Below are 21,862 nucleotides of genomic sequence, written 5' to 3' on the forward strand. Positions count from 1 at the left end.
TTAGTAACAAACCAATCAATATACGTTTTTGCCGACAAAGCCTTTAAAAAGAGTTAAGAATACTATTTTAATATCCCACCACAAGGTCCAGTTACGAATGTAAGCTAGGTCAAACTCAATGCGTTTTTCCATCTTATCCAAAGTATCAGTTTCGCCGCGCCAGCCGTTAACTTGTGCCCAGCCAGTAATGCCAGGTAATACCTTATGACGTAACATGTAATAAGTGACTAATTTGCGGTATTCCTCGTTGTGAGCAACCGCATGTGGACGGGGGCCAACAACCGACATATCGCCCATCAATACATTAAAAAACTGCGGCAATTCATCCAGTGAAGTACGGCGAATAAATGCACCTACATTAGTAATACGCGCATCACCTTTGCTGGCTTGAACAACTTTGTCTGCATTTTCTGTCACGCTCATCGAACGAAATTTCCACACTTTAATTTTGCGCCCATCCAAACCATAACGGTCTTGTTTAAAAAGAATGGCTCCTGGAGATGACATATACACAGCAATTGCTACCCCAATAAGTACCGGTGATATCCCCACAATGGCACATAAACTAAATACTATGTCAAAACTACGTTTATAAAAACGCCTCATACCATTTACTGGTGATTCAAATACACTAATGGTATCGACTTCACCTACACTGCCAATGCGCCCATTCATTAAGTTTTTTAAAAGAAAGTCAGGAGTAATCAATACATCAGCTGTACTATCACCAAGAGCTTCGATTATAGAAGCGATACGCTTTTCAGCGATCATAGGTAAGCACACATACAATTTTATGACTTGACCACTACGTGCCAATTCAACAGCATCGTTGATTGAGCCAACAATTAGCGATGGATCAAATTCATCCAATCGGCTCGGTTCACGATCATCATAAAAACCCACACATTCGAAACCTAATTCATCGTGTTTAATAATTTCATCATATAAATTTTTTCCGATTTCAGTTAATCCCACGATTGCAATTTTTTGTACATTAAAACCTTTAGCACGACGTACACGTTTAACCTCTCTAACACAAAAGCGCCAACTTATTAATATAATAACGGATAACAAATACCAACCAGCTATGGTGACTCGCGAATAAAGTTCACTGTACTTAAATAAAAAAAGTACTAAAGTCATTAATAGAAAAGCCAATGTAACGTTAAAAACAACCAATCTACAAATGGTCGAGAAACGACCTAAACGCCATGACCGATATAACCCAAATGACTCACCGATATAACTATAAAAAAACAATACGCCGACAAGCATTAATAAATAATCTTTATCAAATGCTAAATTATAACCGTGCATGATAATCAGTAATGAAACAGTAATAATAATTATATCAATAACTCGTAATAAAACGTTAGAGCGAGCACCGACAAATTGAAGTTTAGATGGACTATCCATTATAACCTCTTCTGAATAAGTTTAATCTTTTTAAAATAGGAAGATACAATAAGAATGAGCTTTTAGGAAAGAAAATAGAATAAATTAAAGCTTTCAACAATTTACGCTCTTTTAATAATTTTACTATTTCCAGATACTTATACGCTCGTAAAAGGTTTTTATTACGTGTAACTTGAGCATCAACAGAGGGTGTATCTAGATTATACATTTCATTAAACTTACCATCAGAACTAAGTAAGGTTTGTATATGTTGCAACCTTAACACGCTGGATATTGAACCACCGCGAACATTATATATATAACCAATATATGGAACAACTTCAGCTTTAGTGGATTTAACTAAACAACTCGCCAAAAAATAATAATCTTCGCCAACCCTAACCTCTGGCCAGTATCTAATAGAGTGTTTTTCAACAAAGCTCCTTTTAAATAAAGGTTTTAAATAGCCTGTTGATTTTACCTTAGAGAAAATAAGGTTGGTACCAATTAAATACTGAAGAGAAAATGGACCTAAAGGTAATTCCTTATTACTATAATAAGGAGTTAATATATCTCCTTTATTATTTCTAACATAAAAATTATCTAAGATGATATCTGTTTCTTCACCTTTTAAAGACAATAACTTAGATAGACGGTCTGGTAACATTTCATCATCGGAATCAAGTACAGCGATCCACGTTCCATTAGCTGCATCAAATCCTAGATTCCTAGCACCTCCTGGCCCAGTATTACTTTTATTCTTAATCAAAGTGATTCGAGGATCATTAATTGCTTGGACGACAGAAATAGTATTATCTGTTGATAAATCATCAACAACAATTACTTCGACATTGATATCTACTTGATTAAGAGCAGAAAAAATTGCTGTATTAATAAATTCCGCAGAGTTCCAAGCTGCAATAACAACAGAAACGTCTATATTCTCAATTACTCTAGTCATAGATACTTTTTAAACTTCCCTTTAGACCAAATACCATAAAAAAAACCTAACCCATGAAATAAATCACAAATGCTGTCAAGTGTAGATCTTTTTGAACTAATAATATTTATCGGAAAAAACAAAAAAGATTTTGCGAGATAAGCTGAGCCTTTAAACAAACAAACGCCTATAGTGTTAACTTTATATTTAGTGGCTGACTCAATAGCATAACCTGTTGTACCGTGTCTAAAACTACGATCAATAGCCCAAGATACAGTCATTCTAGAATCGACAACAATTTCAGATACTATAGCTTTACTATCCCAGTAAATAACTGCTCCAGCCTTGGTTGAACGAAGAAATAGTTCTTTATCTTCACCACCTTGAGTTAGATTTTCGTTAAAGAAAATATTTTTTTCTTTAAAAAAACTTAATTCCATAAGAACATTATTCGTTGCAGCCCATGAAACCGTCTGCTCTTGGGTAAACTTTCGTTCAGAATAAATACTGGCAAATCTAAAGTAATTACTAGCAGCAGATGGAAAAATTGGAATTTGAGGTCCAGTTACAACATTAGCCTTACATTTTACTTGCGTAGTTAATAGACTATTAAGCCAATTACTATCAGGGTACGCATCATCATCAATAAAAGCTAAAAAACTAAAATCATGTTTAATTGCGAATTTTAATGCAGAATTTCGAGCAAAGGGAATACCAGCTCTTGTCTCTAACGAACGATTAATAATAAAAGATGATGACTGATACTTTTCAACCAAGTTATTTATGTCTTCTGAATGCACTAATGTATTCTCTAAAATCAATAGTTCAAAATAAAAATCATCTACATTAAGAGACTTTAACTTTAAAATACATTCTTCTAGACTTTTCATTCTAGTGCCAACAGATAAGCAAGTTACAAGTACCTTTTTCATTTAACAGCTCTGGTTATTAGATAACTAAAAAAGGTTAATATTATGTCAAAAAAAACTGAAACCTTTGGTAAATCACTATTAAATAATAACTTAAACCCTAAAAAATTAAACTTCAAAGCAAACTTTACAGAAAGATAAGAGTAAAATGAAAATTTTTCTTCCATTTTAGAGGTGACGACTCTATTAACTGATTCACTGAGAGGGAATTCATTTTTTATCTTGTGATATAAACGATATTGATCAAAATTATTTCTTATTGATGAAGGTGTTCCCCAATGATTACTAGAAGTAAAAATATTGACCCCTTCACCATAATCAACTCCAACTTTTACATCTAAAGTAATTTTTTTACATTGAGATACAAGATGAAGCCACATGAGATGATCTTCACCAGCAACAGTTAAAGTTTCATCGAACCTAAGACCATTAAGTATTTTATGGCAGAAAACAATTGTAGAGGTTTGACAAAAATAGGTCTCTATTAAATGTAAAAAAAACAGATCAGAACCAAGTGTAAAAAAATTTGATTGATCTTTTTTCTGAGCTAATAAAAAATTATTTATATATGGATTTTCAAAAAAATAACTTTTACCTTCGTAAAACCGCTGATGATCACAAAAATAAAACTCACTGACCTCTTCAAGACATAGTAAAGCTCTATGTATATGATCACTATGCCAAATATCATCTGAATCGAGAAAAGCGATATAGTCGACATTTAATGAATCAGCTAAATCTAAACCAACATTTCTTGCTTTTGCAGGACCTGCATTTTTTTGATGGATAATTTTAATGTCAATATGACTAACAGGTTCACGATTTAACAACTCTTTATCAGGTTGAATTGGCGACTCATCATTAATAATGATAATCGTTATTTTTAGGTCATCAATATTTTCTTGAAAAAAAATAGAATTGACTGCATTCAGCAATAATCCTGATTTTTTTTGATAAAAAGGAATAATTACCGCTAAGTGCTTCATCCTATCCCCCTAATAAGTTTACATTTTGAACTTAACACCTCTAGAGCCTTTGCAGAGTTAACTTCAAAAATATTATCCGAACTTAAAAAAGCATCATTAATCGTGAATCTTGATAAAACATTTGCTGCATTTTTTATAAGAACAGAATTAACAACTTTCAATTTATCTCGAACGAAGATACTACGACTACCAGTAGCTCTTAATCCCGACACCGAAGACCATAAATCCAGTATAGAAGAGTTTGGGCAGGTATTGAAAGATAATGATAAATCCATTGACTCAGCCCAATCAAACCACTTATTACGATGTATTTCGACTTTTGGCTGAATTGGGACCCATGGGACCCTTAAAGTATCGGCAAGAATTACTCCGTGCATTGCTTCTGATATGATAAAATCACAGTTTTTGATTTTTGCGAGTGTACTCATAACATCTGGTTCTGTAGGATCTAAGTACTGAATACCGGCAAGATCGCAAACGTCTTTCCAACATGCACGTTGAATACTTTGATAATGTGGCATAAAACCAATACGGCTAATGGGCTTATCTGCTAAATCTACTTTCGGTAATTGAAGATAGCGGGTCAAAATCGCGGCATCAGTAATGACTTTAGATTTATCTATATTGAGTAACTGCGCCGTTCTGGGACCCCTAACAAACGCAATATCCCAGCTACCATCATTAACATTAGGTATTTTAGTGTAACCACCATATCCAGACCCCATAACAATCTTTTTTGCATCAAGCGGATAATCATCCCATAAAATTGAACCGACACCTATAAATAGTGTACTTTCATCTTCATCTAAAAAACCTGGCTCAATTAAATTTTCCCATAAGTATTTATTCAATTCATCGCCAAAATTTGGCGGGTTTGATTCAAAAAAAGTTAATTTCAAAAAATATCCTTACCTAATTATTGTTAGAAAAGTAAAATCACCCTGAGAAGGTGTTATTTTAAACCGTCGGGAAAATAATTCTAAACAAACAAAATAAAATAGCAGCATTGAACAAGAATAAACAATGGTATGAAAATAAACATTATCAATACGTTCAACAATTAAAAAATAGCTAATGCAATTAGCTAAAAACAACGATAACAGTGAGTTACACAAAACTTTAAAATATGAAAAAAGTGAAAAATCAATATATGTCCGCACTAATATAAACGATGATATATAACTGACAAACTTAAAAAATAATAACGAGCATAAAAAGTAATCCATACTATAAGATGCTAGAATCATGTAAGTAGGAATTGATACAACTGCAACAAAAACCTGAATCTTTGATAAAGAATTAGCTCCACCAGATAGAATAATAAAATTTCTTTGTGGGACACCTAAAGAAACAATCAATGCTACAGCACAAAAAAATTTAAATATAACAATTGACTCAATCCATTTATTCGTAAACAAAACATCAAAAAATATATCACTAAAATAAAAAGCTAAAAAAATTAGTGGCAGCATTAACCACCAAGTTATTGCAGTTAACTTTATGAATGAAAGCCCTTTATCTGCATCTACATCGTTAATGTTTTTAGATATTTTACTTAGAGATATCTCATTGATTGTACTTATAAAAATATCAACTATGATATCATACAGACGTTTAGATAAATTGAAAAAACCTAACTCTTTAACCCCTAAAAAGCTTCCCACAACAAAAGATTCTGCCTGAATAAAGAAATTAGTAAACCCATTAACAAATGTAACTGGCATAGCGAATTGATACATATCTTGAATAATATCTAAATCAAAATGTACTATCGTTTGCGACTTAAATTTTGAGTATAAAAAAATAAACCCAAAAAATGATATTGCGATTTGACTATATACTAATGCCCAAACCCCAAAATTTAACTGTAGTAACACATATACAGTAATTGCAGATGAACACGTACAAATCATGGTTCTTAAAGCTAGCTGAAAATATAACTCATATTTAACACAAAGTGTATTATAAACATTAACGAAGCAGTCAAAAAAAACTTTCACAAACAATAAAACAACCATGTTGTTAATATTTTCAGAATAAAAATAAAATTTAAAAACATTAAAAAACAATAACATTAAAAAAATCACAATCAATGAAACCAGTACATGAAACCAAATAACAGTTGAAACTATCTCTTTGGTTAAAACATCTATTTTAAATAAATTATCTCGCCATCCGGTAGGCAATAATGAAGAAGCTAAAAATATTAATGTCAATGCTAATGCTACTTCACCAAATGATTCTGGCTCTAAAATTCTAGCACTATAAACAAAAACAATGAAATTAAGTATCGTAGGGAAAAATTTACTAAAAAAAAGTGCAACTATTGATGCTTTACTTTTCATCAAAAAACCTAAATTTTAATTGTTCAGATAGGTTTTTAACAATAAAGATAAAAACATCTACTCTTGAAAACAATACAATTACTGAATTGATAAAGTGCTTTTTTTTAACGAATGTATAAAACTCAATCCATTTTACTTTCTTGTTAATTGAATAATATAATTTATAAAATAACTTTTCTGCATTTGTGTCATAGTTAAAGTCTTTAATTAAATTTAAGTTACAATCTCTTAATAATCTTAAGTCTTCAACCGAGTGCTTTGCCGAAAGAGAGTCATCTCTTACCACAGCAACATAACCACATGCTTGAACGAGAATAAATCGAGCACCATACGAGAGCAACCTAGCATAAAATTCAAAATCCTCACCCAGTCTCATCTTTTCTTTATAGGCTAAGTTATGTTGGTTAATAAAACTGAGTTTCAAAAGCGGTTTAACAAAACCCAGTTCTTTTCTAGATTCATTTTTCTTAGTAATATTAGAATAAAGAAAATAATTAAGGTCAACAACCTGAGACTCTACAACATTTAACATTTTAGTTAAATAAGTTGAGTTGCTATCTGTAATTCTAAACTGATCATCAGCAATAATATCGTAGTCAGCAGCATAAGATAATAATGTCTCGAAACGATTTTCAATTAAAAAATCATCGGAATCGAGAATAGTAACCCATTCTGTATTACACATTTCGAGCGCTCGATTTCTTGAATAAGAGGGTCCCATATTTTTTTTATTAGAAAGGACAACAACTTTTTTTTCAACACCAAATTCTTTATTAATGACTTCAAGTGTTCTATCTGTCGAGAAATCATTAACAACATAAATTGTATCAACTAAAGGTTGGTTTATAGTCGAGTTAATACATTTTATAATCGTTTTTTCACAATTATAAGCGGCAATGATAACTGAAATACTATTTCCCATTAATAATTCTCAATATGATTTAGACCCAAGGACTTTAGATTAACGCCGAGGTGAAAAATTCCACGCATAAGCCAAAAATGAAATTTTTTATTATTAACACAGAATAATAGACAGAGTAAAAAACAAAATAATAATTTAGAGAGTGATATAAAGAATAATTTAATTCTATCTAGCAGGCTGCTTGTACTTAACTGTAATTGTCCAAATGATTGGCCCATTCTAAGCTTCCTTTTTAACATCCATGTTTTGGTTAGTCGATTCTCTGGCACAGGTTCTTCAACTATTGCCATAGGTTCATAAACCAGCTTGGCGCCCTTCTCGTACATTTGATAAAAATAGTCGGTATCTTCGCCACCAGTTCGACCATAGATTAAATTAAAATGAAGCCCATCCGCTTTAGCTAAATTAATGAGAGTATTTCCTGTATAACCAGTTTTAATCTCATTATCGACGAATACAGGTTGGTGTGAGTGGAAATCATTAGCAATAATCCATTTAGGCGTATTGTCTGGATAAATAGCTTTAACAGGACCAAATACTACGTCAGCATTATCTTTATCTAATCTTTTTAGCATTAGTGAAATCCAGTTTTTTGAAGCAACTTGATCATCATCAATCGTAAAAAAAATTGGGCTGGTAGTATTATCTAGGCACGCGTTCCTTGCAATTGAAATATTTCTTTTAGGCGCATGAACGTACTTTAATTTTAAACTTAATTCAATTGCTAAATTTTCAATATATTCTTTCGCTGCAGTAGTTTCATCATTATCGGCAACAACAACTGTAACGGTGATATTTTCAGGTAAAACTTGAGCAACTATAGACTCTAAAGTAAGTCTAATTTCCGGCCTTTTATAAGTACAGATCCCAATACATACTTCCATATATAAATCCTATCTAAATAACATATTGGAAAACAATTTACGACAAAATCCAGCTGACCATCCAAGATGCATAACCGCTGCACTGGGTCCTGACAAAATAATAATTAATTTCCTATTCTTTATTGATAAAAAAATACCATAAACTAAACATATAGTTAACCAGCTGATAAATGGCAACGTAAATATTAGGCTAACAGAATATAAGAAAAAAAGTAATAATGCCGGAAAGACTGATAAAGGAATAAGCTGCCTAACTTTAGGGATAGTTTTATGTTTAATGACATTAGAAGCACGCCCAATACCATATTTATAATATTGTTTAAATAGCCCTGTAAAAGTACCTCGAGGATAATATGTCATTAGAGTAGCCGATGTTAACCATATTCTAAACCCTGATTGACCTAATCTAAAATCAAGCTCAGCATCTTCATTAGCAACAAAGGATTCGTCATAACCTTCGACTTGATTAAATGCAGAAACCCTCATTAATGCATGGTGTCCATGATCGACCCAAAGCCCTTCATTTTTAATATTTCGATGTGCCGAACCACCATTACCTAACTTTGAGTTTTGAGTAACTGCAAACACTTTTTGTAATTCCGTTTTTCCAACGGTATCCATTGCAATTACGACGGAATCAGCATTAGTTATTTCTGCCGATTTAATAAGTGAAGTAATAAAATTATCGGGGTAATCTGCATGAGCATCAATACGTATAAAATACTCACTATCATTTCCGAAGAGCTTTACCGCCAGATTGATTCCAGCGCTTTGAATTTTTTTATCGTTATGAATCAGTCTGATATTGATATTGTTACTTATGAAATCTTTAACGATTTTTTGGGTTCCATCAGTGCTTCCGCCATCGGCAACAACAATGAGAACACTCTCAATTTGACAAAACTGCTGTAATAGTCGACCTATATGAGCCGCTTCATTTAAACAGGGAATAGCAACGAGTATTGTTTTTTTTGTCATCACTTAAACGTTCCTGATGAGTCCTTATGCCAATCTGCTAATGCTTTTACCAAACCATCATCAAATGTCTTACCATGTTGCACTAACCAGTCTGGATATATATTTGTCGACTGAACAAGTTTCATCACCCTATCAGGATGTATACCTATATTAAATGCGTTGAACAATCTAAAGGTTTTAGCCGCTAGTAGAACAATAAATTTTGGTACCAGAACCGTTTTCACGTTCGGGAAATATTCTTTTTTAAATGTTTCGATAATATCTTCAAGAGTGTAACCATGATTATAGGCGCCATTAAATGTGACTTCACCACGATTAATTTCTTTAGCGTAAGAGATTACTTCAAGAAGGTCTTTTACATAAATACAGGCTTTAATGGTATCTTTACGACCTGGGTAAATAAATATGCCTTTTGATAACAGTGTTGCTAGACGAGTAAAATTCCCACCTTCTCCATAACCAAAAACAACAGCAGGTCTTACGATAGTAATTTTATTGTTACTGTCTGAGCGCTGCCAGTCGCGATGCACTCTTTCAGCTATCATTTTAGAGTAACCATATGAAGACGAGGGCTTTAACTCTGTCGTTTCTATTTTTTGGTCTTCACCTGGGCCATATACTGAAATTGAACTTGTAAATACAATTTCTTTGACATTGCATTTTGTCGCAAATTTACATATTTCAATGGCTCCCACGATATTTGTCTCGTAGTATTCATGATGCTCATGGCCAGGAGTCGTATGTATTGCAGCTAAATTGTAAATTATATCAATTCCTTCAAAAACCTCTAAAGTTGATAAGTCTCTTACATCAGCTTGAATATATTCGACATTTTTAATCATATTTTTGGGAGGTTTTATATCAATGGATATAATCCTGTCTACCGTGTTATCTAACGAATCAATTAAATGACTACCAATAAAACCTGAACCACCAAAAATCAAAATATTCAATTAAACCACCGCTTTATTAAAAAACTTATTGGGTTTACTTAAGTAAACCCAACTCATACATATCATAAAATGAGTGATCGAAAACTGTCGAAACCAACTCACCTCAATAAAAGACTGAAAAAGCATATACATAAACAATAGGCTTGCGAACATTGTGCTTTCACTATGCTCATCGATACTAAATACTTGTTTAAAAAACATTAAAATCAGTATTAAAAAATATAAAAGGCCACATACACCAAAATCAACTAGAATTTCGATAAACATGTTGTGAAAATTAAAACCTGCACCCGATTCAACCTTTACATATTCCCATATATCTTCTGCTACACTATTACCAATATGAAAAATAGATCTAAATCCATGGCCTAGAAACCAATTATCCTGAAAAATTTTAATTCCCTGATCCCAAATATAAGTTCTACCAGTAAGAGAAGGGTCTTTATCTAGCATGTAGAATAACTCATCAAATGTACCTTTATATATGTTGCTAAAAAAAACAAAGGTAAATAAGAAGAAAGTAAAGAAAATAAAAAAAACATTGATTTTATACTTTAGGAATGCAAGTTTCCTACATTTATAGACTAAAAAAAATGAAAGCAAAGTAAAAAAAACAAAAAATATAGAACCTAACGATTTTGCTTTTAGTAAAACCATTACTGATATAATAAGTAAAATTATAGCTGGAATATTTTTTCTATTATAAGCAAAGCTTGAAAAAGCAATAAATATAGCAATAGCAGTATTTATCGAGAGATAATTTTTACTTGCAAATATTCCTATTAAACTATACTCACCAGTCAATCCATTTAAGGCATAGTTATCACTAAACAAACTCATGCTCATAGCTATAATAAAACATACAACAATCGCATTTAATATTTTTTTAAACTCAAACCTATCAGCTATTAAAATAGCATAAGAAGTCGCAAGTAAAAGCTGGATACTAGATCTTAAAGTTGAAAATGGAGTATCGGACCAAATAGTTGATAATATCCCAAGCAGTGGAATAAAAAAAAGGAAATAATTTTTTTTCAAAGAGGAAAATGATGCTTCGGCATTCGAAATTAATAATAAAAAACCAGATATCAAAAAAATTAGTATCGAATAAGTACCAAAAGTTGAGTTTAATATTAACCCTAAAAAACAAAATCCAACTAACAAGTTTATTTGAAAATAACTTTTATAGAGTATCAAAATTTAGCCTTGTTATATGCCTTAGGATACGTACCAATGAAGACCCATAATAAATTATATCGTTTACAGATAGCATCTAATAGCCAGCTGAAAAAGACAGTTACACATAAACCGAAGAATATATTTAACTCAACATTATCATAATTAATTATGGATAGTATTTTTCGAGAAAAAGCAATGAAAAATATGTGGTACAAATAAATAGTAAATGATAATTTACCTATAAAAATAAGTGGAGTTGATTTCTTTATGCTCATTAACAAAACAATAAGTGAAAACATGGATAAAGACATACAAAAAAAACTAATTCTATCAACCTCAATTCCATTAACAACAAAGTTAAACTTTAACAGCATTAGAATAAAAAAAACTGAATAACAAAAATAAGAAAATAAACCTTTACCCTCAGATGCTCCATTTATTCTATCTTTATAAAAATGACAAATCATACCAAATAAAAAGTAAGGAAATAAAAAAGAAAAACCTGAAATAGAAAAAAAAGAGACATCGTCTGGGATGATAAAACTTAATAATATAGAGAATAAAAATATAAATAATATATTTTTTTTATAATCAAATCTAATTAAGTTAAATATACAAAAAACAATAAAAACTAAAAACATTGACTGTAAAAACCAAAAGTGTCCTACAGACATCCATAAAACATTAAAATAATCTGTAAAATTTTCTATTTTACTCTCGACATGAGCTAACCCACTTTGACTCTTAATATATAAGAAAGGTATACCTACAAAAAATAAAGGAATGATTAATCTTTTTATTTTTCCATATAGTAACTCTGTCGCATTATATGTTTGTGGTCTCATAGCAAAAACAATACCACCAAGAAATGAAAATAATGGCATTCTAATATTTTCAAGTACTTGATTAACAATTAGATAATAAGAATCAGTCTGCAACTTTAATCCTGTAGCAGCTGTATTTCCTACTAAATGAAAAAAAACTAAAAACAAACAAGCAATTCCTCTTAATGTATCCACTCGCCCGCTATAATCTACTTTATCTATCACTTTACGGTTTTCTCCCACGCTACCGCCACTAGATTGCAGCTTCCAGATTGCTGTGACGCATTTCAAATTGTTTGTTTTTGTGGTTTTGACGCTTCAGAACGAAGCAGTAGAAAGAATCCCTTTTGGTGCTGATTGCACACTCTGCCAGTTTGGACATCGGATTTATCGATATCTACATACGTCAGATTTTGACTATCGTTTACAGGTAAGTTAACAATTGTTATCACACCTGAAGTGATGGTTTTGGGATACTACAAGGAAACAACAAGGAGATGAGATTACATCGGTAAACTAACGAAGCAAAATCGTATGATTTTGGCTCAGAAATAGCTATCGGTGGCGTCATGCCTTGTGTGAAGTTTCCATTTCTACTACTAATTCTACGTCAGCCCTCTAATAATTCTGAGATTATAAGGTATACGGTAAATTAATGACAGTTTTTTGACTATTTTTGTTAATAGTTATTTTTATGTCACTTTTGCTAATTTAAGCCACTTAAAGACACATTGCCTACCACTTTTGCACTAGCTAATAAGTGCATAGTGCTCATCGAGTACGGCATAGCGTATTTGACTATTGTTACAGTTATACAATGGATCAAAGGTATACCAAGCCTGATTAGCACTTTACGATGCTCTACCATGTCGCTTTACACATATACATGCTCTGCTTTAGTGCACTACAATATTCATGATTTGAATCTACACGATGCCAATAACCTAAGACGCCCAGCAAGTTATAACGCATCAAAAAAAACACTAACAAGCTGTTTTAAAATGTATTTATCCTGAAAAACACTAACTAACTTAATTAAAACCCGGTAAATAACATTCTTTTTTTATTACGCTTTTAGTAAATTAACTATTGGCCATATAACAATCACCTAGGAATAACGACTGTATATCGGATATTAAACACGTTGTGTGCCAACAAATTGACATAGTCAACATTCAATGGTGTTTTACTTTTACGTGAATGTTTAGCGATAAAAACAACCGTACTTTTGATTTACATTAGAATGATGATATTGGATTCAAACAAAAAAATTAATGTCAGCAAATAGTCATTTTATTGTCGTTTAATCGTTAACTAGATTATGATGTTAATCGTTTTTGAATCAGTTTCTGTAGATTTATTACAGAATGTTTATTAACTCTCGTTATCAGCAGGAAAAGTGTATTAAGTTGGCTTTGTTTAGCATAGATAAATACCGCCACTGGCTAGCTATGTCTGTGGTGTTTTCGGCTGTGTGTATTGCCAACATTACTGAGAGTTTATTTACCACTGACTTTTTTAACCTAGTAGAGCAGCGCTATGGCTCAGACCGAGTTGAAGATTTTAGTGACTGGCGCGACACCATAAATGAAGGCATTACGTTAACAGATTACGACAAACTGAATTTAGCCAATCAGTTTGCTAATCGGCGCATACGTTTTGTGAGTGATAGCGACCATTGGCACAAAAGCGATTACTGGGCCACGCCGCTTGAGTCGTTAGGCACTAAAGGTGGCGATTGTGAAGACTTTGCCATATTTAAGTATTTTACCTTAAAGGCCATGGGCGTTGATGAAAGTAAAATGCGCCTGATGTATGTGCGTGCGTTATTGATTAACGAGCCACACATGGTGTTAATTTATTTTGAAGACCCAAAAGCAATGCCTTTGGTGTTAGATAACTTAAAAACTAGGATTTTACCCGCTAACCAGCGCCGAGATTTAAAGCCTGTTTATTCGTTTAATGGCCAGGGGTTATGGTTAGCAAAAGCACAAGGTTTAGGCAGTAACAAGCCCACTAGTGGTGGCACAAAAACTTGGACTGATTTAGTCAATAGAATTGAAAACGGCGAATAATCGTTACAAAAGGATCTGGAGCAAACAATGTTTACATGGAAAATGTTTACAAAAGGAATGTCTTTGCGGCTACAGCTGTATCTGCTGATAGGTTGTTTATCTATTTTTAGCTTTGGTGCAGCGTTATATAACAATGTGTCGAACATGCGTGGTTATTTAAACGAGCAGCTGGCATCTCATGCACAAGGGGCCGCGCACAGTTTAGGATTATCTATATCGCCTTATATGGATGAAGAAGGTTTGGTGATTGCCGAGACCATGACCAATGCCATTTTTGATTCGGGTTATTATCAACACATTATATTTACCGACCTTGACGGCAAAGTGTTGTTTGAACGTACCAACCCTCAAGGCAATTTTGCAGTGCCACAATGGTTTATCAATTGGTTTACGCTGCACCCGCCGGTAATGACCAGTGAGGTAAGTGACGGCTGGCGTATTGCGGGGACACTTGAAGTGCAATCGCACGCGGGTACCTCTTACAAAAGTTTATGGGATCATGCTGTTACCTCTTTTACTTCGACCTTGCTGTTGCTAGCATTTGCATTAGTATGTGTCTATTTTATTTTAAAGGCAGTATTAACCCCACTGAGTAGCATTGAAAAGCAAGCTGAGTCGGTAATTCAAAAGCGCTTTGAGCTTAATCCTATTAAGCCTTTTACTTCTGAATTACGCACTTTAGTTAATGCGATTAATCGTATGATTGAGAATATTCAACGCTCGTTTAACGAACAAACTAAATTAGCCGAAGCCTTGTCGCATGAGGTTTATATTGACCCGCACACTGGCTTACCTAATCGCCGTGCATTGTTAAAAAAGTTTGAGTCGATTCAAGCTGAGTATGAACAACATGGTAACCGTTTCTATTTAGGCTTATTGTCGATGACCTCTTTAAAGCAGGTAAATGACGATGAAGGTTATGGCAGTGGCGATGACTATATTTTATCTGGTGCAGCGCTTTTTAGTACACAGATGAAGAGTTTACAAGAGGCGACCCTATACCGTATCTCTGGGTCTGAATTTGCGTTTTTAAGTTTGCTGACTGAAGATGCGGCCAAAGAAGTTGACCAGCAAATTGCTTCTAGCATTTTAATTGAAAGCTCGTCGCGCTTTAGTAATGGCTTTGCAAAGCATAGTATCACTCGTGTAAACCACCAAGAAGACTTTGCCGATGTGGTGATGCGTTTAGACAATCAGCTGGTGCACAATCAATATGCTGATAATACCAAGGGATTAGTTTCGGCCAAGGGAATGCAGAAGAATCATTCTCGAGAAGAATGGGTGGGTATTTTGACCCAATTCACTCAGTATTTCAAAAATGAAATTAATCATTCTAATAGTAAAGACTTTGCTATTAAGTGTATTCCGTTAGATAAATTATTCGATTTAATGTTGCAACCAGTTGTGGACGATAATCAATCCATTTTGTATGTAGAGTCTTTTGTACGCTTTAAAGTAGAGGGTGAAAACCTATCTACATTAGATGTGTTTGCCATGGCTGAAAGATTAGGTGTATTACAAGATCTCGAACAAGCTGTTGTGTGCTTTATTTTTTATAAACTTCAGCACATTGAACATACCCGAGTGGCGATTAATATTAGTAATCGTGCACTGCATAATCCGGTGTTTACCGATTGGTTATTTGATTTATACCAAAAACTGCATAAAACACTTCCACCACTTTTGTATGAATTTAACGAGTCTGGTGCGATGCTTTCGCTGGAATCAACAGAGAAGTTTATTACCCGAGCGAAACAGTTAGATATTGATATTGCCATTGAACGTTTTGGTTCTAGTTTAAGTTCATTTTGCTACATTAGAAACTTAAACATTGATTACATTAAGATTGATCCTAGCTATGTGCGTGATATAGCTCAATCTGATACGCGCTTTTTTGTGCAAACAGTGATTCAAATTTGTCACGGTATTGGCATTAAAATCATTGCACCACAGGTTGAGTCGGCTGTTATAGGTGAGTACTTTTCACTCATGAACATCGATGGTTTACAAGGCAATGGATTGTATGCTGTACGAAATTTCAGTACAATAATCCCTGCAAATGCAACTAGTACATGGATCAGTGCATTGCAGTTGAACTACTTTAGTCATTCACCAAACCACGAGGCAGAATAATGCGCAAAAATAAATTAACCTTGTTATTAGTTTCAGCATTAATGACTGCCGGCATGTCTGCTGGTGTAATGGCTGCTGAAGATACTCTAACTGCTAGCACTCAAACGGTTCCTGTTTCAGAGGCTGCTACCCAATTAGCTAATTCACTTGTTGCGGCTAATGGCGATGAAGCTTTGATTATTGAAGCATTAAAAGCGGCCGTTGCTGCAGGTTTAAGTTCTGATGAGATTTTAGCCATTGCAATTGCTAATGGCGTTGACCCAGCTATTGTTGCGGCAAATCTTGAAGATGCACAAACCGCAGGTGGCGGCGCATTTGGTGCAGCTCCTGCTCCAGGCGGCCCAGGTTTTGGCGGCGGTTCAGGCGGTGGCGCTGGAACAATCTCTAGTAACTAATCTAAAAGCTAGCTTTCATTAATTAGCTTAGCTAAACAGAAGCCCATTAATTTGGGCTTTTTTGTGGGTGTTTGTAAGGGAAGGTTCTAGGTACGAGATCCTGGGTTCTGGGTACGAGATCATAGGTTCTAGGTAAAGCTGTCGCCCCACCCGCGCGTCATCCCTGAGTGCTTGTATCAGGGATCCAGGTGTTGCTGTTGACCTTGTGCAAAAGCCAACACCTGGATTCCGGCTCAAAAGCGTTGCCGGAACGACGTTGTAGTGGGCGTTGTTTGAATATTGCCCTATGCCGTCATCTTCAAATGCTTTAGTTGGGGATCCAGGTGTTTCTCTAATCTGTCATCTCTGAGATCTGTTATCAGGGATCCAGGTGTTTCTCTAATCTGTCATCCCTGAGATCTGTTATCAGGGATCCAGGTGTTTCTGTTGACCTTGCTTGAGCATTAAAAGCAAAAAGCCAACACCTGGATTCCGGCTCAAAAGCATTGCCGGAACGACGTAGTAGTGGGCACCATCTGAATACGAATTAGCAAAAGACGTGGTAGTGGGCATTGTTTGAATACTGCCCTATGCCGTCATCTTCAAATGCTTTAGTTGGGGATCCAGGTGTTTCTCTAATCTGTCATCCCTGAGTGCTCGTATCAGGTATCCAGGTGTTTCTTTTGACCTTGCTTGAGCATTAAAAGCAAAAAGCTAACACCTGGATTCCGGCTCAAAAGCGTTGCCGGAACGACGTTGTAGTGGGCGTTGTTTGAATATTGCCCTATGCCGTCATCTTCAAATGCTTTAGTTGGGGATCCAGGTGTTTCTCTAATCTGTCATCCCTGAGTGCTCGTATCAGGGATCCAGGTGTTTCTTTTGACCTTGTAAAAAAGCAAAAAGCCAACACCTGGATTCCGGCTCAAAAGCGTTGCCGGAACGACGTTGTAGTGGGCACCATCTGAATACGAATTAGCAAAAGACGTGGTAGTGGGCATTGTTTGAATACTGCCCTATGCCGTCATCCTCAAATGCTTTAATTGGGGATCCAGGTGTTTCTTTAATCTGTCATCCCGGAGATCTGTTATCAGGGATCCAGGTGTTTCTGTTGACCTTGCTTGAGCATTAAAAGCAAAAAGCCAACACCTGGATTCCGGCTCAAAAGCATTGCCGGAACGACGTAGTAGTGGGCACCATCTGAATACGAATTAGCAAAAGACGTGGTAGTGGGCATTGTTTGAATACTGCCCTATGCCGTCATCCTCAAATGCTTTAATTGGGGATCCAGGTGTTGCTGTTGACCTTGCTTGAGTATATAGCGGTTGCCCCACCCGCCCGTCATCCCTGAGTGCTCGTATCAGGGATCCAGGTGTTTCTTTTGACCTTGTAAAAAAGCAAAAAGCTAACACCTGGATTCCGGCTCAAAAGCATTGCCGGAACGACGTGGTAGTGGGCTGTGTTTTAATACGAATAGCAAAAGACGGAGTAGTGGGGGTTTGTTTGTATAAAGTAGTGGTAAGCATTACCTACTAGCGTTGTACTGGGCATGTAGTTGTTGCACCACCCGCACGTCATCCCTGAGTGCTTTTATCAGGGATCCAGGTGTTTCTGTTGACCTTGATTAAATATTTAAATTTCGAGGTCTTCCCAACGAGGATTGAACTTTTCAATTAATTGAATTTTCCATTCTCGCTTCCAGTTTTTAAGCTGTTTCTCTCTGGTAATGGCATTATAGATGTCATCAAATACTTCGTAGTAAACTAACATTTTAATTGAATGTTCTTTGGTAAAGCCATCAGACAAGCCATTTTTATGCTCCCAATTTCGTCTGATTAAATCAGACGTCACTCCAGTATAGAGTGTGCCATTGGGCCGATTAGCCATGATGTAAATATATGATTGCTTATCCATAAACACTTAACTCAATTAACGTAATCTCAAAATATAGCAGTTAAATGCGAGCTTCGTTGTTCCTTAACAAAATTCAGAATCCTGTTACTGAATGCAAGAACTAGACACAACACCTGGATTCCGGCTCAAAAGCATTGCCGGAACGACGTAGTAGTGGGCGTTGTCGTAATCTTCTTGCTGTCATCCCTGAGTGCTTGTATCAGGGATCCAGGTGTTTATTTTGACCTTGCTTGGGCATTAAAAGCAAAAAACAAACACCTGGATTCCGGCTCAACAGCATTGCAGGACGACGTGGTAGTGGGCGTTGTTTGTATGAAGTAGTGGTAAGCATTACCTACTAGTGTTGTACTGGGCATGCAAGTGTTGCCCCACCCGCCCGTCATCCCTGAGTGCTTGTATCAGGGATCCAGGTGTTTCATTTGACTTACCGCTTGTATAATTTAACTACAGCAATGCTTGTTCTATGTCTGCTATTAAGTCTTGTACATTCTCTAAGCCGACTGAGATACGCAGTAGGTTGTCAGTGATGCCTGCGGCGAGTCGAGCTTCTGGAGTGTAGGGTGAATGGGTCATTGATGCGGGATGTTGGATCAGCGATTCAGCATCACCTAAGCTTACAGCAATAGTGAATAGCCCTAAGCGATTAACAAAATTGATTGCGTCTTGCTTATTGCCTTTTAGCTCAAATGCAATCACTCCACCGGCGCGTTTCATTTGATTGCCGATGAATCGATGGCCTTGATGATGGCTTAGACCTGGGTAAAAGACCTGGCTGAATTTAGGGTGTTTATCTAAATATTCAGCTAGTACTTCTGCATTGTCACAATGACGAGTTAAGCGCACGTCTAAGGTTTTTAAGCCGCGTAAAATCAGCCAAGCATCGTGTGGGGAAATAACTCCGCCAAAGTCTTTTAAGATTTCATACTTTAATCTGTGCATGTGTTCTGCGTTGCCGCACACAATGCCTGCTATGACGTCACCGTGGCCATTTAAATACTTGGTGGCGCTGTGGATGACCATGTCAATCCCCATGGCTAAAGGCTGTTGTAATAAGGGCGTCATAAAGGTGTTATCGACGATTGACACCAGATTATGCGCTTTAGCGACATTCGCCATCGCGGTAAGGTCAAACACTTGCAGATGCGGATTGACTGGGGTTTCGCAGAACAAGACTTTGGTGTTTGGCTTAATAGCGGCCTCAACTGCGTTCATGTCGGTGAAGTCGACTAATGTACTCGTAATGCCTAAGCGCGTTAGCTGGGTGGTCATTAGCGCGAAGGTACAGCCATAAACAGCTTTAGACGCTACGAGATGATCGCCTGCATGTAAATGCGTCAATAATGCGCTTGATACTGCTGCCATACCCGATGCGGTTGCAGCTGCGTCTTCTGCGCCTTCTAGTAGCGCCATTTTACGTTCAAGTTCCGCTGTGGTTGGGTTACCGAGGCGAGTATAAATGTAACCCGGTTCTTCGCCTGCAAAACGGGCTCCTCCTTGCTCGGCGCTGTCAAAAACAAAGGTCGCGGTTTGATATAAAGGAGTGGTGAGCGAGCCAAAAGCTTCGCGTTGATGTCCGCCATGAATGGCTAATGTGGCTAAGTTCCATTTACCTTGATTGTTATTTTGCATTGCTTCTCCCTGCGCCACCTTGTTATGAGTTGTTACCCTCTTTGGGGTTATTGTTGTGGTGGTCGGAATTTAAGATACAGCGGAATAAAATATAACCAAGTGATTATTAAAAAATAACTACAGCAACTGATGTAAAAACAATTTTACAAACAATTGTTTGCATCATTTACTTTGGGGCAATCGTAAATATATTTGAGCTACCCACAGGCGTGCTTAAGGTCAGTTAAGTTATCTGAGTAATGATGATTTACCATTAGAATTATCGTTAACAGGCGGATAAAGCCAGTTGCTATCTTAAGCCGCTAACATAAACAACTAGCTTAAATAGCAACGATAACCGTTAGTGCGAGAGCGATTGCTTAAGCTTGTCCATTCCTTGGTCAATACTCACTAGCGGTTGGTAACCTAAATCTTGTTTGGCAGCGCTGATATCAAAGTAATGGCTGGTTGATAGTTGTCTTGCGACAAAACGCGTCATGATAGGTTCTTGAGATTTATTGAGTAAACCATATGCTGTTTCGAGCACCACACCTGCGACATAAGCAACACTTGCAGGTACACGTTTGGTTACGGGTGGTAAATCAACACACGCGAGAATACGATTAAGCATATCTGCCATGGTAATAGGTTGATCATTACTGAGAAAATATGCTTTACCTGCGCACTTAGCATTAGTGACTAAATCTAACGCTGCTAAAACATGGGCATAAGCAGCATTGTCGACATAAATGGTATCGACCCGTTTATCTTCATGGCCCACGAGCTTTAATCGCCCTGCCCGTGCACGCTCAATTACTCTAGGCACAAGATGAGGATCGTTTGGTCCCCAAATTAAGTGTGGCCGCAAAGCGGTAGTGTAAAGTTGAGCGGAATTAGCCGCAAGCACATGTTGCTCTGCTATGGCTTTAGATTCACCATAGTAATTGAGGTATGAGTCTGCGTAAGGTGCAGACTCATTGATGCCGTTTTCATCACGTCCGGCAAACGTCACGCTTGGGGTGCTGGTATAGACTAAACGTTTAATATTAAGCGTTTTACAAGCATTGATAATGTTGTTTGCACCATCGACATTGGGCGAGTAATAGCTTTGTTTACTGCCCCAAACACCTGCCTTTGATGCTACATGAAATACCATGTCGCAACCTTGCATGGCTTGTTTAACGCTTTTGTAGTCACTAATATCGCCTTGACGCATATCGACGCCCAGTTCGACTAGTTTAGGATAGTGGCCTCTGGCAAACCCAACTACCTCAATTCCGGCGGCTAATAAACGCTGACAAAGAGCCAAACCGAGAAAACCACCCGCCCCGGTAACCAACACTTTGCTCACCGACAATGCTAATTGCTTAAGCGCGGTTTGCTCTAGAGGATGTAACTCTGTCAGATTCATGCTGATGACCTTATT

At 35.9% G+C, this 21,862-nt stretch carries 18 protein-coding genes; 3 read left to right on the forward strand and 15 right to left on the reverse strand.

Features of this window, described 5'->3' with window-relative positions:
- Positions 1-15: 15 nt before the first annotated feature.
- The 12 genes from EGC82_RS14400 to EGC82_RS14455 are packed head-to-tail and all read right to left on the reverse strand — an operon-like array spanning position 16 to position 12,578.
- Positions 16-1,416 (reverse strand): undecaprenyl-phosphate glucose phosphotransferase, encoded by a 1,401-nt coding sequence (locus EGC82_RS14400; protein WP_124731374.1) that lies wholly within the window; start codon positions 1,414-1,416, stop codon positions 16-18.
- Positions 1,409-2,356, reverse strand: a complete 948-nt coding sequence (locus EGC82_RS14405) for a glycosyltransferase family 2 protein (RefSeq protein WP_124731375.1) — start codon at positions 2,354-2,356, stop codon at positions 1,409-1,411. The genes EGC82_RS14400 and EGC82_RS14405 overlap by 8 nt, the downstream gene beginning before the upstream one ends.
- Positions 2,353-3,267: a glycosyltransferase family 2 protein gene (locus EGC82_RS14410; RefSeq protein WP_124731376.1), complete on the reverse strand. Its 915-nt coding sequence runs from the start codon at positions 3,265-3,267 to the stop codon at positions 2,353-2,355. The genes EGC82_RS14405 and EGC82_RS14410 overlap by 4 nt, the downstream gene beginning before the upstream one ends.
- The gene (locus EGC82_RS14415; protein ID WP_124731377.1) at positions 3,264-4,250 is read right to left on the reverse strand and encodes a glycosyltransferase family 2 protein; all 987 of its coding nucleotides are present in this window, start codon (positions 4,248-4,250) and stop codon (positions 3,264-3,266) included. The genes EGC82_RS14410 and EGC82_RS14415 overlap by 4 nt, the downstream gene beginning before the upstream one ends.
- A complete protein-coding gene (locus EGC82_RS14420; RefSeq protein WP_124731378.1) occupies positions 4,247-5,149 on the reverse strand; it encodes a polysaccharide pyruvyl transferase family protein in 903 nt (300 codons plus the stop codon). The genes EGC82_RS14415 and EGC82_RS14420 overlap by 4 nt, the downstream gene beginning before the upstream one ends.
- Before the next feature lie 9 nt (positions 5,150-5,158).
- The gene (locus tag EGC82_RS14425) at positions 5,159-6,595 is read right to left on the reverse strand and encodes an oligosaccharide flippase family protein (RefSeq protein ID WP_124731379.1); all 1,437 of its coding nucleotides are present in this window, start codon (positions 6,593-6,595) and stop codon (positions 5,159-5,161) included.
- Entirely contained in the window at positions 6,585-7,517 is a 933-nt protein-coding gene (locus tag EGC82_RS14430) for a glycosyltransferase family 2 protein (RefSeq protein WP_124731380.1), read from the reverse strand. Before EGC82_RS14430 ends, EGC82_RS14425 begins: the two co-directional genes overlap by 11 nt.
- The gene (locus tag EGC82_RS14435; protein ID WP_124731381.1) at positions 7,517-8,401 is read right to left on the reverse strand and encodes a glycosyltransferase family 2 protein; all 885 of its coding nucleotides are present in this window, start codon (positions 8,399-8,401) and stop codon (positions 7,517-7,519) included. Before EGC82_RS14435 ends, EGC82_RS14430 begins: the two co-directional genes overlap by 1 nt.
- 9 nt (positions 8,402-8,410) lie before the next feature.
- The gene (locus tag EGC82_RS14440; protein WP_124731382.1) at positions 8,411-9,379 is read right to left on the reverse strand and encodes a glycosyltransferase family 2 protein; all 969 of its coding nucleotides are present in this window, start codon (positions 9,377-9,379) and stop codon (positions 8,411-8,413) included.
- Complete coding sequence (locus EGC82_RS14445) at positions 9,379-10,332, reverse strand: NAD-dependent epimerase/dehydratase family protein (protein ID WP_124731383.1); 954 nt, start codon at positions 10,330-10,332, stop codon at positions 9,379-9,381. The genes EGC82_RS14440 and EGC82_RS14445 overlap by 1 nt, the downstream gene beginning before the upstream one ends.
- Positions 10,333-11,529 carry an O-antigen ligase family protein gene (locus EGC82_RS14450; RefSeq protein WP_124731384.1) on the reverse strand — a complete coding sequence of 399 codons (1,197 nt, stop codon included), beginning with the start codon at positions 11,527-11,529 and terminating at the stop codon, positions 10,333-10,335.
- Positions 11,526-12,578 (reverse strand): acyltransferase family protein, encoded by a 1,053-nt coding sequence (locus tag EGC82_RS14455; RefSeq protein ID WP_164839142.1) that lies wholly within the window; start codon positions 12,576-12,578, stop codon positions 11,526-11,528. Before EGC82_RS14455 ends, EGC82_RS14450 begins: the two co-directional genes overlap by 4 nt.
- Before the next feature lie 1,124 nt (positions 12,579-13,702).
- Between EGC82_RS14455 and EGC82_RS14460 the strand changes: the two genes are divergently transcribed.
- From EGC82_RS14460 to EGC82_RS14470, 3 genes are read left to right on the forward strand one after another with little or no spacing between them, the layout of a single operon-like run.
- Positions 13,703-14,410, forward strand: a complete 708-nt coding sequence (locus EGC82_RS14460; protein ID WP_341867774.1) for a transglutaminase-like cysteine peptidase — start codon at positions 13,703-13,705, stop codon at positions 14,408-14,410.
- Between the two features lie 27 nt (positions 14,411-14,437).
- Positions 14,438-16,543 carry a bifunctional diguanylate cyclase/phosphodiesterase gene (locus EGC82_RS14465; protein ID WP_124731386.1) on the forward strand — a complete coding sequence of 702 codons (2,106 nt, stop codon included), beginning with the start codon at positions 14,438-14,440 and terminating at the stop codon, positions 16,541-16,543.
- Positions 16,543-16,938, forward strand: a complete 396-nt coding sequence (locus tag EGC82_RS14470) for a hypothetical protein (protein WP_124731387.1) — start codon at positions 16,543-16,545, stop codon at positions 16,936-16,938. The genes EGC82_RS14465 and EGC82_RS14470 overlap by 1 nt, the downstream gene beginning before the upstream one ends.
- A gap of 1,608 nt (positions 16,939-18,546) precedes the next feature.
- Here the strand turns inward: EGC82_RS14470 and EGC82_RS14475 are convergent.
- The 3 genes from EGC82_RS14475 to oleD all read right to left on the reverse strand — a co-directional run bounded on the left by EGC82_RS14475 (position 18,547) and on the right by oleD (position 21,847).
- A complete protein-coding gene (locus EGC82_RS14475) occupies positions 18,547-18,828 on the reverse strand; it encodes a GIY-YIG nuclease family protein (protein WP_124731388.1) in 282 nt (93 codons plus the stop codon).
- Positions 18,829-19,272: 444 nt separating this feature from the next.
- On the reverse strand, positions 19,273-20,457 hold the full coding sequence (megL, locus tag EGC82_RS14480; protein ID WP_124731389.1) for a methionine gamma-lyase: 1,185 nt from the start codon (positions 20,455-20,457) through the stop codon (positions 19,273-19,275).
- Between the two features lie 340 nt (positions 20,458-20,797).
- Positions 20,798-21,847, reverse strand: a complete 1,050-nt coding sequence (gene oleD, locus EGC82_RS14485) for a 2-alkyl-3-oxoalkanoate reductase (RefSeq protein ID WP_124731390.1) — start codon at positions 21,845-21,847, stop codon at positions 20,798-20,800.
- Positions 21,848-21,862 lie beyond the last annotated feature (15 nt).

This window comes from Shewanella livingstonensis (assembly GCF_003855395.1).
Taxonomy (GTDB): domain Bacteria; phylum Pseudomonadota; class Gammaproteobacteria; order Enterobacterales; family Shewanellaceae; genus Shewanella; species Shewanella livingstonensis.